The organism is Bacillus halotolerans, from assembly GCF_004006435.1.
GTDB classification, from domain to species: Bacteria; Bacillota; Bacilli; order Bacillales; family Bacillaceae; genus Bacillus; species Bacillus halotolerans.
This window is the reverse complement of the sequence record NZ_CP029364.1, coordinates 741,284-756,704: the sequence shown is the minus strand read 5'-3', so window position 1 is coordinate 756,704 and position 15,421 is coordinate 741,284. Positions and strand designations below refer to the sequence as shown.

At 45.7% G+C, this 15,421-nt stretch carries 19 protein-coding genes and 1 riboswitch; of the genes, 13 read left to right on the top strand and 6 right to left on the bottom strand.

The window, feature by feature from the left end:
• Window positions 1-15: 15 nt before the first annotated feature.
• From DIC78_RS03795 to DIC78_RS03770, 5 genes are all read right to left on the bottom strand, one after another.
• Window positions 16-183 carry a hypothetical protein gene (locus DIC78_RS03795; RefSeq protein WP_024120925.1) on the bottom strand — a complete coding sequence of 56 codons (168 nt, stop codon included), beginning with the start codon at window positions 181-183 and terminating at the stop codon, window positions 16-18.
• Window positions 184-496: 313 nt separating this feature from the next.
• Window positions 497-1,396, bottom strand: a complete 900-nt coding sequence (gene spxH, locus DIC78_RS03785) for a protease adaptor protein SpxH (protein WP_024120926.1) — start codon at window positions 1,394-1,396, stop codon at window positions 497-499.
• Window positions 1,393-1,791, bottom strand: coding sequence for a globin domain-containing protein (locus DIC78_RS03780; RefSeq protein WP_010333756.1), 399 nt, complete (start codon window positions 1,789-1,791; stop codon window positions 1,393-1,395). The genes spxH and DIC78_RS03780 overlap by 4 nt, the downstream gene beginning before the upstream one ends.
• 256 nt (window positions 1,792-2,047) lie before the next feature.
• A complete protein-coding gene (locus DIC78_RS03775) occupies window positions 2,048-2,779 on the bottom strand; it encodes a bifunctional muramidase/murein lytic transglycosylase (protein WP_167492245.1) in 732 nt (243 codons plus the stop codon).
• A gap of 14 nt (window positions 2,780-2,793) precedes the next feature.
• The gene (locus DIC78_RS03770) at window positions 2,794-3,366 is read right to left on the bottom strand and encodes a CYTH domain-containing protein (protein WP_024120928.1); all 573 of its coding nucleotides are present in this window, start codon (window positions 3,364-3,366) and stop codon (window positions 2,794-2,796) included.
• Window positions 3,367-3,489: 123 nt separating this feature from the next.
• Here DIC78_RS03770 and DIC78_RS03765 point away from each other — a divergent pair, with 123 nt between their 5' ends.
• The 4 genes from DIC78_RS03765 to DIC78_RS03750 are packed head-to-tail and all read left to right on the top strand — an operon-like array spanning window position 3,490 to window position 6,256.
• Complete coding sequence (locus DIC78_RS03765; RefSeq protein ID WP_127695462.1) at window positions 3,490-3,858, top strand: UPF0738 family protein; 369 nt, start codon at window positions 3,490-3,492, stop codon at window positions 3,856-3,858.
• A gap of 28 nt (window positions 3,859-3,886) precedes the next feature.
• Window positions 3,887-4,522, top strand: a complete 636-nt coding sequence (yjbM, locus tag DIC78_RS03760; RefSeq protein ID WP_024120930.1) for a GTP diphosphokinase — start codon at window positions 3,887-3,889, stop codon at window positions 4,520-4,522.
• A gap of 19 nt (window positions 4,523-4,541) precedes the next feature.
• On the top strand, window positions 4,542-5,342 hold the full coding sequence (locus DIC78_RS03755) for an NAD kinase (protein ID WP_010333761.1): 801 nt from the start codon (window positions 4,542-4,544) through the stop codon (window positions 5,340-5,342).
• A 14-nt stretch (window positions 5,343-5,356) separates the two neighbouring features.
• Entirely contained in the window at window positions 5,357-6,256 is a 900-nt protein-coding gene (locus DIC78_RS03750) for an RluA family pseudouridine synthase (protein ID WP_167492244.1), read from the top strand.
• Between the two features lie 17 nt (window positions 6,257-6,273).
• On the opposite strand, the gene prpE is transcribed toward DIC78_RS03750, so the two are convergent.
• On the bottom strand, window positions 6,274-7,011 hold the full coding sequence (gene prpE / locus DIC78_RS03745) for a bis(5'-nucleosyl)-tetraphosphatase PrpE (RefSeq protein ID WP_024120932.1): 738 nt from the start codon (window positions 7,009-7,011) through the stop codon (window positions 6,274-6,276).
• A gap of 182 nt (window positions 7,012-7,193) precedes the next feature.
• Here prpE and DIC78_RS03740 point away from each other — a divergent pair, with 182 nt between their 5' ends.
• The 9 genes from DIC78_RS03740 to fabI all read left to right on the top strand — a co-directional run bounded on the left by DIC78_RS03740 (window position 7,194) and on the right by fabI (window position 15,406).
• Window positions 7,194-9,038: a monovalent cation:proton antiporter family protein gene (locus DIC78_RS03740; RefSeq protein WP_105953717.1), complete on the top strand. Its 1,845-nt coding sequence runs from the start codon at window positions 7,194-7,196 to the stop codon at window positions 9,036-9,038.
• A 62-nt stretch (window positions 9,039-9,100) separates the two neighbouring features.
• A riboswitch (TPP riboswitch) is annotated at window positions 9,101-9,209 on the top strand.
• Window positions 9,210-9,289: 80 nt separating this feature from the next.
• Complete coding sequence (tenA, locus tag DIC78_RS03735) at window positions 9,290-9,997, top strand: thiaminase II (protein WP_044156371.1); 708 nt, start codon at window positions 9,290-9,292, stop codon at window positions 9,995-9,997.
• Window positions 9,975-10,592 carry a thiazole tautomerase TenI gene (gene tenI, locus DIC78_RS03730; protein ID WP_095713613.1) on the top strand — a complete coding sequence of 206 codons (618 nt, stop codon included), beginning with the start codon at window positions 9,975-9,977 and terminating at the stop codon, window positions 10,590-10,592. Before tenA ends, tenI begins: the two co-directional genes overlap by 23 nt.
• Entirely contained in the window at window positions 10,576-11,685 is a 1,110-nt protein-coding gene (gene thiO / locus DIC78_RS03725; RefSeq protein ID WP_106020538.1) for a glycine oxidase ThiO, read from the top strand. Before tenI ends, thiO begins: the two co-directional genes overlap by 17 nt.
• Complete coding sequence (thiS, locus tag DIC78_RS03720) at window positions 11,685-11,885, top strand: sulfur carrier protein ThiS (RefSeq protein ID WP_081638285.1); 201 nt, start codon at window positions 11,685-11,687, stop codon at window positions 11,883-11,885. Before thiO ends, thiS begins: the two co-directional genes overlap by 1 nt.
• A complete protein-coding gene (thiG, locus tag DIC78_RS03715; RefSeq protein ID WP_081638278.1) occupies window positions 11,882-12,652 on the top strand; it encodes a thiazole synthase in 771 nt (256 codons plus the stop codon). The genes thiS and thiG overlap by 4 nt, the downstream gene beginning before the upstream one ends.
• Window positions 12,649-13,659, top strand: coding sequence for a thiazole biosynthesis adenylyltransferase ThiF (thiF, locus tag DIC78_RS03710; protein ID WP_101863863.1), 1,011 nt, complete (start codon window positions 12,649-12,651; stop codon window positions 13,657-13,659). The genes thiG and thiF overlap by 4 nt, the downstream gene beginning before the upstream one ends.
• Before the next feature lie 18 nt (window positions 13,660-13,677).
• Window positions 13,678-14,493 carry a bifunctional hydroxymethylpyrimidine kinase/phosphomethylpyrimidine kinase gene (thiD, locus tag DIC78_RS03705; RefSeq protein ID WP_024120940.1) on the top strand — a complete coding sequence of 272 codons (816 nt, stop codon included), beginning with the start codon at window positions 13,678-13,680 and terminating at the stop codon, window positions 14,491-14,493.
• Window positions 14,494-14,629: 136 nt separating this feature from the next.
• Window positions 14,630-15,406, top strand: coding sequence for an enoyl-ACP reductase FabI (gene fabI / locus DIC78_RS03700; protein WP_024120941.1), 777 nt, complete (start codon window positions 14,630-14,632; stop codon window positions 15,404-15,406).
• Window positions 15,407-15,421: the final 15 nt, after the last annotated feature.

The following is a 15,421-nucleotide window of genomic DNA, read 5'->3' as shown; positions in this document are numbered from 1 at the left end:
TGATGCACAGGCTTTTTAAAATCCTTTAAAGGTTTTCCGATGGTTCAGGCGGTACAAGGTAAACAGAATAGAGAGAAACAGCAGAGGGGATGTAATGTAAAGAGGTAGCATATGCATCATAGCTAATAAATTTAAACAGAAAAAAACAACAATGCACACAATTGAGATCACATTAAACATCATGGCGATCCTCCTCGTCCTTGTTCCTTACAAGCATATGAATGAAATCTGTCAGTTATGTTTTGTGACAAAAATATGAACATTAAGCTTAATGGTTGTCAACAGTCGACAACTTTTGATATGATAAGGATGTGAAATTGATCACAAACAAACATTACCCCTTTGTTTGACCGTGAAAAATTTCTCCCATCCCCTTTGTTGTCGTTAAGACATATGAAACCGCGCTTATCCCGGCGCGGTTTCTTTAGTGCTTTGAACGGAACATATGTTTGATTTTTACGCAAAAAAACAGCCTCAAGCATATACACGCCTGCGGCTATTTTTCACATGATTGGTATTCATCAGAACTGCTTGTGAGGGACTGCCAAAACATTCCGTGCTTGGCCTCTACTTTGGCAACCTTTTTAGCAAACGCCAATTTTTTCATTTCCTTTTCTACCTCTTCAAGACTCAAATCATATACAAGAGCAATTTCCTTAGAGGCAACGAAACGGAAATATTCAATAAAACATTCCAGAGGCGGTGTTTCCGACGGCTTCGGCTCGTCGCCAAGCATCTCAAATAAGATTTCTTCATATACATGATATGAATAGCTGCCGGGGACTTTAAGTCCTTCGTCTTCATGCTGCGTATTAAAAAACGTCAGCGTCGGGGTGGCTGTAACATCCATCTCAGCCGCGATTTTCATGTCACATTGAAGCGCCTTTACCGCGCTTTGGGAGTGAAGGTCTTTTTGAAATTCCTCGAGATCCAGGCTTGTTTTTGACGCTATTTCCAAAAGCACGTTTTCATCCGTAATATTCTTCTTCGAAACGAACAGACTCTCTTGCATATTCCGAAGAAATTGCATACCGGCTCTTCTTCCTTGAAGTTCGGCTGCCTTAAATGCGAGAGCGGCCATATATGGAGAAGAGAGCGGCTGATCTTGCTCAAACCATACACTGCCGTCACACGGCATACCGGAACGGCTAGCGATCTTTTCCCAGGCTTCTGCCAGAAGGTGCTTTTTGCGTTTCTTATTTAACGCTGTAAGGCTTGCGGATGCGATGATGCGTAAGGTGAAAAAACGTCCGTATCTGATTTTCATTTTTTTTATGACAGGCTCTAAGGACCAGCATTCGGGACATAAAGGGTCAACAAACATGTAGATTTCCAGCGGTTTTTTTGGATGGCCGTGGCAATGGGCGAAGTATTGCTCATGCTGATAGTTTGTCAATATGATCGATCCTCCGCTTCTGTTTGATTCACCATATGCCTTGCTGTCAACTCCAGCCGGCCAAACAAAAATTCACGAATATCGCCCTCTAGTCCTACATGGTCCATTGCGTCTTTCATACAGCTGAGCCACGCATCGGCCCTCTCGTTTGTAATTGGAAAGGGAAGATGTCTTGCCCTGAGCATGGGATGGCCGTGTTCCTCAGTATAAAGGGGAGGCCCGCCTAAATACTGTGTCAAAAATTGCTTCTGTTTCCTGGCCGTTTCTGTTAAATCGCTCGGAAATATGGGCTTAAGCAAAGGATGAGACGCGACACGCTCATAAAAAGTATCAACAAGTTGCGATAGAAGTTCTTCTCCAATCGCTTCATAAGGTGCGTTAAACGATTGTCCCATGTTGACTACTCCTTTAAATATGGCTAATAGGAATCATAATTCCTATTGCAAAAAGTTATTTTCTGTATTTATTTCAATTCATCTATGATTTATTTTAGCAACAAGGCATCATTTCTACAAACAAACTGCCTTTTATGTGCTTGAAGACAGGGTTCGGCTTTAGAGCCGGGTTTGTATTTCATATCATATCACATACAAATCATGAATGTGTAAGATTTCACTCCGCAAAAAAACCGGAGGGCAAGAGCCGCTCCGGTTACGCGTAATAGGTTGCTGTTATTTTTTTTACATAGTTTTGAGTTTCTCTGAAAGGCGGAATGCCTCCGTATCGATCAACGTTTCCCGGTCCGGCGTTATAAGCTGCTAACGCCATGGATACATTGCCATCGTATTTATCCAGCATTTGTTTTAAATACTTCGTTCCGCCCTCAACGTTTTGCTGCGGATTAAGCGGATTGGAAACGCCAAGTGAGGTTGCTGTTGACGGCATCAGCTGCATTAAGCCCATTGCGCCTGCACCGCTGACGGCTTTTGCATTGAAGCCTGATTCCTGTTTGATGACAGCGCGGATTAATTTTTCATCGACTCCGTATTTGTCAGAGGCTTTTTTTATAGCGCTGTCGATTGAGAAATCACCCGAGCTGACGGTTTTATCCTCTTGTTTGTTTGAGGAGGTATCAACAGCAGCTGTTTCAGTGCTTTCACTCGCTTTTGTCATTTGGCCGGCATTGCCGTTTGAATAGGAGTTAAGCCCGTAAGCTGAAAGCAGTGACGGCGATGTCCCGTAAACGCTGTTCAGCTGGCTGAGCGGGCTTGAAGATGCTGCTGACGCTGTTGTTTGCTGGGACAGTCCATTTGTATATTGGCTGAGCAAGGAGCTGAAGCTTGAAAGCGGGCTTTCGGCACTCTGACTGCCCGTGCTGCTTGCATTTGATATAGACTGTAATGCCTGAAGCTGAAGGAGAGCCGCCCAATTCGTTACGTTCACTATGTCATTCCACCTTATATAGACTTTCGTTTTTCTTCATAAAAACGCTGAATTTTATTTTTGGTTTCGCGCAGAGGAATACTGAATTGCTGAAGCAGCTTTTCAAAGGCCAGCTTGCCTTCATGCCAGTCAGCCGCCTCAAATTCGATTTCATAATCCTCTTTATTTAAATATCGGCTGTGATCTAAAACTATTAAACCTTTTTCTGTTTCTTTTTCTGCACGGTTTGTTGCTAAAGATCCAAAATAATGAATGGCGTCTGTATCGATGTGAAGCTTCTTCAGCTGGTCCTCGACAGGGCCTTTCGGAATCGTGAAACGTGTAAAGTCGGATACGCCGGAAAGTTTCTGGTGGGTTTCCAGAAGTCCAACTTCAGCCGGTTCTTTTAACGTCAGCACATACTCGCCATTTTTCTTGCGTATTCGAAGCGCCGCATGTTTTTGTTTCAGTGCGAAGCTGTTTGTATCAAAATAGTGATTCTCTTGATTTGTAAATTCTTTTTCTGTCAAGTGCAGTGCTGCAGCTATGTTTTCAAATTCATGTTTTGTCAGCAGATTTTTAAATTCAATTTCAATTTCTTGGCTCATGATTGTCTTCCTTTCAGCTCTGTAAATCTCATTTTTACTATTATCTCTTTAGATGTTAGGTTTATCAATATCGAGCTTGATATGATAAAATGAATCTGTACTTTGTTTATAAAGGAGAGCATTATGCAAAACAGAATCGAAATCTTAAATGCAACACTATCGGATGATGAGCTTCGCCTTACCTGTGAGACAGAAGGAATCGAAGCAGATCGCAAGCCGTCAGGTCAAATGCTTGTTGATTCTGACAACATTGCTTTTGTATACATACTTGAATTAGCTGATTCTTTTGAATATGTCATGATAAAGGAACATATATGGCCTGAACTGAAGCAGGCCCATGATCAAAGAAAACCGATTGTTTTAGAGGCAGGGAAGGAAAGCATTGAGCTGTCAGGCCTCTATGAGGAGCTGGAGTATCTTTTAGAAAATATTAAAGATAATGCGAACTACGGAGAAGAAATGGAAGAAAAAGTGAAACGCGTATTTCTATAGAAACTGGTGCTGAATTGGGGGATGTATGATGGATGACAAGCAATGGGAGCGTTTTTTAGTGCCGTACCGCCAGGCTGTTGAAGAATTAAAAGTGAAGCTTAAGGGGATCCGCACGCTTTATGAATATGAGGATGACCATTCACCGATTGAGTTTGTGACAGGACGCGTCAAGCCTGTGGCGAGTATACTCGAAAAAGCCAGACGGAAAAGCATACCGTTACATGAAATTGAAACCATGCAGGATATCGCAGGCCTTAGGATCATGTGCCAATTTGTCGATGACATCCAATTTGTAAAGGAAATGCTGTTTGCCCGAAAAGATTTCACCGTTGTGGATCAGAGAGATTATATTGCAGAACATAAAGAGAGCGGGTATCGGTCATATCACCTTGTCGTGATGTATCCTTTGCAGACGATATCCGGAGAGAAACATGTTCTTGTTGAAATACAGATCCGTACGCTGGCGATGAATTTTTGGGCGACCATTGAGCATTCATTAAATTATAAATACAGCGGAAACATTCCTGAAAAAGTAAAACTGAGGCTTCAGCGCGCTTCTGAAGCGGCTTCGCGGCTTGATGAAGAGATGTCGGAGATCAAGGGTGAAATACAGGAAGCTCAAGCTGCCTTTTCTAGAAAGAAAAAAGGAAGCGAGCATCAATAGGTAAAGGGGAAGAAAAAGCATGAAATTTGCCGTATCGTCAAAAGGAGATAATGTTTCTGATACGCTGAAAAGCAAAATACAGGCGTATTTATTGGATTTTGACATGGAACTGGATGAAAATGAACCGGAAATCGTCATTTCAGTCGGGGGCGACGGGACGCTCTTATACGCTTTTCACAGATACAGCGACAGGTTAGATAAAACGGCTTTTGTCGGCGTTCACACGGGTCATCTTGGGTTTTATGCGGACTGGGTTCCTCATGAAATTGAAAAACTCGTGCTCGCAATTGCGAAAACACCGTATCATACTGTGGAATATCCGCTCCTTGAAGTGATAGTGACCTATCATGAAAATGAGCGAGAGGAAAGATATTTGGCGTTAAATGAATGTACGATTAAAAGCATAGAAGGAAGCCTTGTGGCGGATGTGGAAATCAAAGGGCAGCTCTTTGAAACGTTCCGAGGCGACGGCCTTTGCCTGTCAACGCCTTCTGGGAGCACAGCCTATAATAAAGCGCTGGGCGGAGCGATTATCCATCCATCCATCAGAGCGATTCAGCTGGCGGAAATGGCATCTATCAATAACCGCGTATTCCGGACGGTCGGATCACCGCTCCTTCTCCCTTCCCATCATGATTGCATGATTAAACCGAGAAACGAAGTTGACTTTCAAGTAACAATTGACCATTTAACCCTGCTTCATAAGGATGTAAAGTCCATCCGCTGCCAGGTTGCATCCGAAAATGTAAGATTTGCAAGATTCCGTCCGTTTCCGTTTTGGAAAAGAGTCCAGGATTCATTTATCGGAAAAGGTGAGTAGAAAGAGGACGTATCGTGGAGCAATTTATTATTGAAAAGAACATTACCTCCGCTGAAGACGGAATGACCTTAAAGGAATATGCGGGCGAGCTGGGGATTTCTAAACGTCTGCTGACCGACATCAAGTTTAGCGGAGGAGATCTTCTCATTAACGGTAAGCATGTGACTGTTAAATACGTATTGAGAGAGGGAGACCTTCTTGTTGTAAAGTTTCCTGAGGAACAGGTGAGCGAGACGCTTTTGGCCGAGCCAGTTCTGCTCGATATTCTGTATGAGGATGAACACGTGCTTGTGATAAACAAACAGCCGTATGTGTCATCTATTCCGTCGCGAGAGCACCCGGCGGGAAGCATAGCAAATGGCATCATCCATCACTACCAAAAAAACGGAGTGCGGGCCACGGTGCATCTTGTCACCCGGCTAGACCGGGATACGTCAGGTGTCATGCTGATTGCCAAGCATCGCTTTGCCCACTCCATTTTATCGTCGGCGCAAAAAAACGGCCTTGTGAAACGCAGATATGTTGCGGTTGTGCATGGACATATGACAGAGACAGAGGGAAAGATAGACGCCCCGATTGGCAGACATCCTGACAGTATCATTGAACGGATGGTGACACCGGGCGGTCAGAAGGCTGTTACTCACTTTCGTGTCACACGTATAACAGATGACTTAACCTCGGTGGCATTGCAGCTTGAGACAGGGCGGACCCACCAGATTCGCGTCCATATGAGCTATCTCGGACACCCGCTGTGCGGCGATACGTTGTACGGCGGAACGAGACAAAAGATTGACAGGCAGGCGCTGCACAGTGAGCAGCTGTCGTTTATCCACCCGCTGACGCAGGAGAATATGACGTTTCATGCGGCTCTGCCGCACGATATGCAAGAATTAGTTAAAGGAGAGAATCATTAAAACGATTCTCTCCTTTTTTATATGGGGCGAAATCTAGATTCGTCATAGGGCATAGAGCTTGGAACGGAGACTGTCTCCAGTTCGGGAAAACGCAAGGCCGTCAGTTCATTCCCAAACACACAGCCCGTATCAATGTTAATGGTGCGATTTATGATGCGGGGCTCTTTAACAGGTGTGTGTCCGTATACAACCCATGCTTTCCCATTATAGGCGGCGGCCCAATCCCTCCTGACGGGTCTGCCGTCCGGATACGTTTCACCCGTCACATCGCCGTAAAGCACAAAGTCCTTTACTCTCCTTGTGTTTTTGCCGATATCGTCAGCCTTTATGCCAGCATGGGCGACAACCAATTCTCCATTATGTAAGATGTCGTAAAGCGGCGCAGTTTCATAAAGCTTCATAAATTGTTCGCTGACTTTTCTTCTTTCTTCTTCAGAAAGTGCTTTAAGCTCTGCCGCAGTTGTTTCAAGACCGTGCATCACTTTAACGGGATTTCCTTTTAAGTAGCGGTACAGCTTGTTGCAATGATTTCCCGGGACATAACGCACTGCTCCTTGTTCATAAGCGCCCGCTACAAAGCGGATGACTTCAATTGATTTAGGGCCTCGGTCTGTCAAATCCCCGGCAAAAACAAGCATCCTGCCTTCATCATGTACAGGCAATCCATTTTTTATTGTGTATCCAAGTTTTTCTATCAGGGCTGTCATTTCATCGTAGCAGCCATGAATATCGCTGATTATATCGTAGTAAGCCATGCAGCATCCTCCTTACTCATGATTTTATTTATTATGAAGCAAATTGCTGTGAGTCATCACCAGCTTTTATGTGCAAATTATAGAAGAATCATTTTCTAAAAAAAATGAGACCTTATTACTTTATTTTTCATCATCACCCTTGTTAAAATCGCGTTATGTTTTTTAAAAAGGAGGTTCAGATTATGGCGCATACATCTGTCGCATCATTAGTTGTCGTACTTATCGTTGCATTTTTAACTCCCATCCTTTTGCATCGGTTTAAACTCAGCATCCCTGTTGTAGTTGCTGAAATTATTATGGGATTGATTATAGGAAAAAGCGGTCTTAATTTAGTTGTGGAGGGTGATACTTGGCTGCAGACGCTCTCTATGCTCGGATTTATCTTTTTAATGTTTTTAAGCGGGCTTGAAATTGATTTTTCATCCTTTGAGAGAGGAAAGAAAAAGCAGTTTCTGCAAAACGGCAAGGAAGCACCCAATACATTTGCCACAGCATCCATTATTTTTATCGGTATTTTTATTTTATCATTGCTGCTGTCCTATGGGTTCGTCTTGGCCGGATTTATCCAAAATGCTTTTTTAATGACGCTTATTATTTCTACGATTTCGTTAGGTGTTGTTGTTCCAACCTTAAAGGAAGAACGGATCATGGATTCAAACATCGGGCAGATTATCCTGCTTGTTGCTGTGATTGCTGACTTGGTCACTATGATTCTTCTTGCTGTATTTTCTTCTCTATACGGAGAGGACAGCGGAAACATGTGGCTCTTGATGATCCTGTTCGCAGCCGGAGTAGTGCTTTACTTTTTCGGCCGGGTCTTCAAACACCGTTCTTTTGTTCAGTCCATGTCAAAAGGGACGATCCAGATCGGGACTCGTGCTATTTTCACCTTAATTATCGTACTGGTGGCTCTGTCTGAATCACTGGGAGCAGAAAATATTCTCGGCGCTTTCTTAGCGGGCGTGCTTGTTTCCCTGCTCTCGCCGAACAAGGAACTGGTTCAGCAACTTGATTCCTTCGGCTACGGGTTCTTAATACCGATTTTCTTTGTGATGGTCGGTGTAAAATTGGATATTTGGACACTTTTTCAGGACCCGAAAATTTTAGTGATGATTCCGCTGTTGCTTATGGCGCTGTTAGTAAGCAAAATTCTTCCTGTCCTGTACTTGAAGAAATGGTATGATAACCGCACAATTTTGGCGTCTGGTTTCCTGCTGACATCAACGCTTTCTCTTGTGATTGCCGCTGCGACAATCGGCCAGCAGCTTCATGTAATCAGCGCGAATATGTCAGGAGCGCTTACGCTGGTGGCGGTTATTGCAAGTATTTTTACGCCGGTCGGTTTTAAAAAGCTGTACAAAAAACAGGAGCAGCCGGAGGAGAAAAAGAAGATCACATTTATCGGCGCTAATCAAATGACACTGCCTGTGACACTTGAATTGCCTGAGAACGAGTATGAAGTGCGTGTCGTGCACGTTTATCAAGAAAACGCTGAGGAAAAGCTGTCAGACTCAGTATTTTCCGTCGAAACGATTTCTGATTATGAGCATCAAACCCTTGAATCACTCGGTATATTTGATACAGAAATCCTTGTGGTGGCGACAGGGGATGAAGACATGAATACGGACATCGCACTATACGCCAAAGAAAAAGGAACAGAAAGAGTCATTGCCAGCACCGGATCACCGGAGAACGAAGCGAAATTGAAAGAGCAGGGCATCAGCATCTTTTCCATCTTGCTGTCGACCAAAACGCTGCTTCGCGCGCTGATAGAAGCGCCTGGCGTCATGAAACTGCTCACGAACCAAGAGTCTTCGCTGTATCAAATTAATATGGAAAACAGCAAATACGACGGCGTGATTCTCCGTGAATTCCCTTTAACAGGCGACGTGATTTTTGTCAGGATTTTCCGGGGTGTCGACAGCATCGTTCCTCACGGCGATACAAGACTGAAAATCGGAGACCGCTTAATTGTCACCGGATCACGCGGGTACGTAACCGATCTTAAGAAAACATTGGAAGGATAATATCTTGACCAAATAAGGATTCGTGTTAATATAGAGGGGCAGAACAATTCAATATGCATTCGTAAAACCACTAGGGGTGTCCTTTATAAGGGCTGAGATAAAAGTGTGACTTTTAGACCCTCATAACTTGAACAGGTTCAGACCTGCGTAGGGAAGTGGAGCGGTATTTGTGTTATATAACTATGCCAATTCCAAACCACTTTTCCTTGCGGGAAAGTGGTTTTTTTATTATCAGACAGGGGGAATGACGTGTGAAGTTTTCAGAAGAATGCCGCAGTGCAGCCGCAGAATGGTGGGAAGGCAGCTTTGTCCATCCATTTGTTCAGGGGATCGGTGACGGAACTCTCCCGATCGACCGCTTTAAATATTACGTGCTTCAGGATTCTTACTATTTAACTCATTTTGCAAAGGTGCAATCGTTCGGTGCCGCTTATGCAAAGGATCTTTATACAACAGGACGCATGGCCAGCCATGCTCAAGGTACATATGAAGCGGAGATGGCGCTTCATCGCGAGTTTACGGAGCTTTTGGAAATCAGTGAGGAAGAACGGAAGTCATTTAAGCCATCTCCTACCGCTTACTCCTATACATCCCATATGTACCGTTCGGTTTTGAGCGGGAATTTTGCAGAAATCTTGGCAGCTCTTCTCCCGTGCTATTGGCTTTATTATGAGGTTGGTGAGAAATTGCTGACATGTGATCCGGGGCATCCGATTTACCAGAAGTGGATTAGCACATACGGCGGTGACTGGTTCAGACAGCAGGTGGAAGAACAAATTAACCGCCTGGATGAGCTGGCGGAAAACAGCACAGAGGAAGTGCGTGCCAAGATGAAAGAGAATTTCGTTATTTCGAGCTATTATGAATATCAGTTCTGGGGAATGGCTTATCGAAAAGAAGGCTGGTCAGACAGCGGCGTAAAAGAGGTGGAAGGGCTTGGAGCTGCACGCCATAACTGATGACCGCAAGCCGGTTGAAGATCTAATGAGATCAATTATAGCCATTCAGGATGAGGTTGATTTCATCCATATTCGTGAACGGTCTAAATCGGCGGCTGACATTTTGAAACTGCTGGAGCTTATTTCTGAAGGCGGTGTTGATAAGCAAAAGCTGGTGATGAATGGCCGGGTTGATATTGCGCTTTTTTCAAATATTCACCGCGTTCAGCTGCCGAGCAGCAGCTTTTCGCCGAAACAAGTAAGAGCCAGATTTCCTCACCTGCACATTGGGCGATCGGTGCATTCACTGGAGGAAGCGCTTCAGGCAGAAAAGGAAGACGCTGATTATGTTTTGTTCGGCCATGTGTTTGAAACGGATTGCAAACAAGGCCTTGATGGCAGAGGCGTGTCTTTGCTTTCAGAAATCAAACAGAGGATCTCGATTCCGGTTATTGCAATTGGCGGAATGACACCTGCCAGATTAAGAGAAGTGAAACAAGCAGGTTCAGACGGTATCGCTGTCATGTCCGGAATTTTTTCTTCCGATGATCCTTTGGAAGCTGCCAGACGATATTCCCGCAAGCTAAAGGAGATTCAGTATGAAAAGGCATTATGATGCAGTTGTCATTGGAGGCGGAATTATTGGTTCCGCGATAGCTTATCAGTTGGCAAAAGAAAAGAAAAACACCGCATTGCTTGAAAGCGGAACAATCGGCGGCAGAACAACAAGCGCCGCGGCAGGGATGCTTGGCGCCCATGCCGAGTGCGAGGAGCGGGATGCGTTTTTTGATTTCGCCATGCACAGTCAGCGTTTGTATCAGGGTCTTGGAGAGGAGCTACTTGCCTTATCCGGCATTGATATCAGAAGGCATGAAGGCGGTATGTTTAAGCTTGCATTCTCCGAAGAAGACGTGTCCCGCTTGAGACGGATGGACGATTTGCATACTGTCAGCTGGCATACAAAAGAAGAAGTGCTGGAAAAAGAGCCGTATACGGCCGGTGAGATTTACGGGGCGAGCTTTATTCAGGACGATGTTCATGTTGAGCCTTATTTTGTGTGCAAGGCATACGCTAAATCGGCTAAAGCGCTTGGTACGGATATTTTTGAGCATACTCCCGTTCTCGATGTGACGCGTGGCGGTGAATCCATTTTGATCAAAACGGGTTCCGGTGACGTGCATGCGGACCATGTCGTGGTTGCCAGCGGGGTCTGGAGCGGGATGTTTTTTAAACAGCTCGGGTTGAACCAGTCATTTTTTCCTGTAAAAGGAGAGTGCCTGTCTGTTTGGAATGATGATATTCCGCTGACAAAAACACTTTATCATGATCATTGCTATATCGTACCGAGAAAAAGCGGCAGACTGGTTGTCGGCGCGACGATGAAGCCTGGTGATTGGAGCGATAAGCCGGATCTTGGCGGACTTCAGTCGGTTATGGAAAAAGCGAAAACGATGTTGCCGGCGATTCAGAATATGAAGGTTGATCGTTTTTGGGCGGGACTGCGTCCGGGGACAAAGGACGGAAAACCATACATTGGCAGACACCCTGAGGACAGCCGCATTTTATTTGCGGCGGGCCATTTCAGAAACGGGATTCTGCTTGCTCCTGCAACGGGTGCTTTAATCGGTGATCTCATTATGAATAAAGAGGTCAAGGCAGACTGGCTGCACGCCTTTCGAATTGATCGCAAGGAGGCGGTTCAGATATGATGCTTCAGCTGAACGGTAAACAAGTTGAGTGGGATAGAGACACAGGTACGATTCAGGATTTGCTTGCGTCTTATCAGCTTGAAAATAAAATCGTGATCGTTGAAAGAAATAAAGAAATTATCGGTAAAGAACAATATCACGAGGTAGAGCTTTCTGATCGTGATGTCATCGAAATTGTCCATTTTGTAGGAGGCGGATGAGAATGCTAACAATTGGCGGGAAACAATTTCAATCAAGGTTGCTGCTGGGCACGGGAAAATATCCATCGTTTGACATTCAAAAGGAAGCGGTGGCTGTTTCAGAGTCTGATATTTTAACATTTGCTGTGCGGAGAATGAATATCTTTGAAGCGTCTCAGCCTAATTTTCTGGAGCAGCTTGATTTATCAAAATATACGCTTCTGCCAAATACAGCAGGCGCCAGCACGGCGGAAGAAGCAGTTCGAATTGCACGGCTTGCGAAGGCATCCGGGCTTTGTGACATGATTAAAGTCGAAGTCATCGGGTGCAGCCGCTCCTTGCTGCCCGATCCTGTGGAAACGTTAAAAGCGTCTGAACAGCTTCTTGAAGAAGGGTTCATTGTGCTGCCGTACACTTCGGATGATGTGGTACTGGCGAGAAAGCTTGAAGAGCTTGGTGTTCATGCCATTATGCCGGGGGCTTCTCCGATTGGATCGGGACAGGGGATTTTAAATCCTCTGAATCTGTCATTTATCATTGAACAGGCGAAAGTGCCTGTCATCGTGGATGCCGGAATCGGATCGCCAAAAGATGCGGCATATGCAATGGAGCTTGGAGCGGACGGCGTACTGCTGAATACGGCCGTATCAGGTGCGAACGATCCGGTGAAAATGGCACACGCCATGAAGCTCGCGGTAGAAGCAGGACGTCTATCTTATGAAGCAGGCCGCATTCCAGCCAAGTCATATGGGACGGCTAGCAGTCCGGGAGAAGGTCTTCCTGTATGACGGACAGGTATTCCAGACAGGAGCTGTTTGCTCCAATCGGCCCCGAAGGCCAGAAGAAACTGAGAGAGGCGCGCGTTGTGATCATCGGCGCCGGCGCACTGGGAACAGCCAGCGCAGAGATGCTGGTGAGAGCGGGAGTCGGATCGGTGAAAATCGCCGATAGAGATTACGTCGAATGGAGCAATCTGCAGCGCCAGCAGCTTTACACAGAAAATGATGTCAAAAAGGAACTGCCGAAAGCAGCAGCTGCTGAGCAGCGTCTTCGTTCCATTAACAGTGATGTGGATGTGACCGGACTTGTCATGGATGTCACAGCAGAAAACGTATCGGAGCTGATTCGCGGCGCATCAATCATTGTAGATGCCGCCGATAATTTTGAAACCCGGCTCATTGTGAACGATGCTGCGGTGAAAGAAGGCATTCCGTTTCTTTACGGCGCTTGTGTAGGGAGCTACGGTCTCACGTTTACTGTATTGCCGGGAGTAACACCCTGCCTTCATTGTTTACTCGATACTCTTCCGATTGGCGGTGCGACATGCGACACAGCCGGCATTATCAGCCCGGCTGTTCTGCAGGTTGCTGTCCTTCAGGTGACAGACGCCCTGAAACTGCTGACGGGAGAGGAATGCGAGCCCGTGCTGCGCTCCTTTGACCTGTGGAACAATGAGCGGTCAGAGGTAAGAGCAGCGGGACTTAAAGATGACTCGTGTCCAAGCTGCGGCACAAAGGATTTTCCGTTTTTATCATACGAAAACCAAACGAAAGCAGCAGTATTGTGCGGCAGAAACACGGTGCAAATCAGATCCTCTTTCACAAAAGAAGCAGATCTTGACGTGTTGGCGGGGCAGCTGAGGCAGGCGGGGCTGGAAGTAGCAGCGAATCCGTATTTAATTTCCTGCCGCTCGGATGACATGAAAATGGTGCTGTTTAGGGACGGCAGAGCATTGATCCATGGAACAAATGATATTGCCAGGGCAAAATCCATCTATCATAAATGGATTGGGTAATAAAAGGAGTGTAGTTTGATGAGTATATATAAAGCCTTGACAATCGCCGGCTCTGACTCAGGCGGCGGCGCGGGGATACAGGCAGATATTAAAACCTTTCAGGAGCTTGGTGTATTCGGAATGTCTGCCATTACGGCGGTAACTGCTCAAAATACACTTGGCGTCCACGGTGTGTATCCACTGACTGCAGAGGCATTGAGAGAGCAAATTGACGCTGTGGCGGAGGATTTGAGACCGGACGCCGTAAAAACAGGAATGCTTTGGAATGCGGAAATGATTGAAGAAGTGGCAAGAAAAATTGATCAATACGAATTAAGCCGGGTGATCGTTGATCCGGTTATGATCGCGAAGGGCGGGGCGTCCTTGCTTCGCGATGAATCAATCGCTACGCTGAAGGAGCTGCTGATTCCAAGAAGCTATGCGATCACGCCGAATGTGCCGGAAGCAGAAGCGCTGACGGGTATGGCGATCCGTTCGCTTGATGACCGGAAGAAAGCTGCGGAACAGCTGGTGAAGATGGGTGCGCAGCATGTGATTATCAAAGGTGGGCACCAGCCTGAGGACAATCACATTACTGACCTTCTTTTTGATGGAAACATGTTTATGCAAATCAGCCATCCTTATATCGATACGAAGCATACGCATGGCACAGGCTGCACCTTTGCTGCGGCTTTAACAGCCCAAACCGCTAAAGGAGACAGCATCCATCAGGCATTCGAGGTTGCTGCCAACTTTGTCCGCGAAGCTGTGGAAAATACGCTCGGCATCGGATCGGGCCACGGACCGACAAATCATTTCGCTTTTAAACGAAACAGTATAAAAATAAACCGATGAGACCACCTGCTTATGGGGGTCTCTTTCATGTTTGACTTTGGTATGCGCTTTTCATCTGGACAAGGTTATGATATGATAGGTATTAAGATCAGGTACTAATACTATGTCTTTAACAAATATAGGAGGCTTTATACATATGAATTTTTCACTTGAAGGCCGCAACATTGTTGTTATGGGAGTAGCCAACAAACGCAGTATCGCTTGGGGAATTGCGCGCTCTTTACATGAAGCGGGCGCACGATTGATTTTCACATATGCAGGTGAACGCCTGGAGAAATCTGTTCATGAACTCGCTGGAACTTTGGAGCGAAACGATTCCATTATCCTTCCTTGCGACGTGACAAACGACGCGGAAATCGAAACTTGTTTCGCAAGCATTAAGGAGCAGGTCGGTGTGATCCACGGTATCGCGCATTGTATCGCGTTTGCCAACAAAGAAGAGCTTGTCGGCGAATACTTAAACACAAATCGTGAGGGCTTCCTTCTAGCTCACAACATCAGCTCATACTCACTGACCGCTGTCGCAAAAGCGGCGCGTCCGATGATGACTGAAGGCGGAAGCATCGTAACGCTGACTTACCTTGGCGGAGAGCTCGTTATGCCGAACTACAACGTGATGGGTGTAGCGAAAGCTTCTCTTGACGCAAGTGTGAAGTACTTAGCTGCTGACTTAGGAAAAGAAAATATCCGCGTTAACAGCATTTCTGCTGGTCCGATCAGAACATTGTCTGCTAAAGGCATCAGTGACTTCAACTCCATCTTAAAAGACATTGAAGAGCGTGCGCCGCTACGCCGCACGACTACACCTGAAGAGGTGGGAGATACAGCAGCATTTTTATTTAGCGATATGTCCCGAGGCATCACAGGTGAAAATCTTCATGTTGATTCAGGTTTCCATATCACTGCCCGCTAAGCAGATTCACCATCA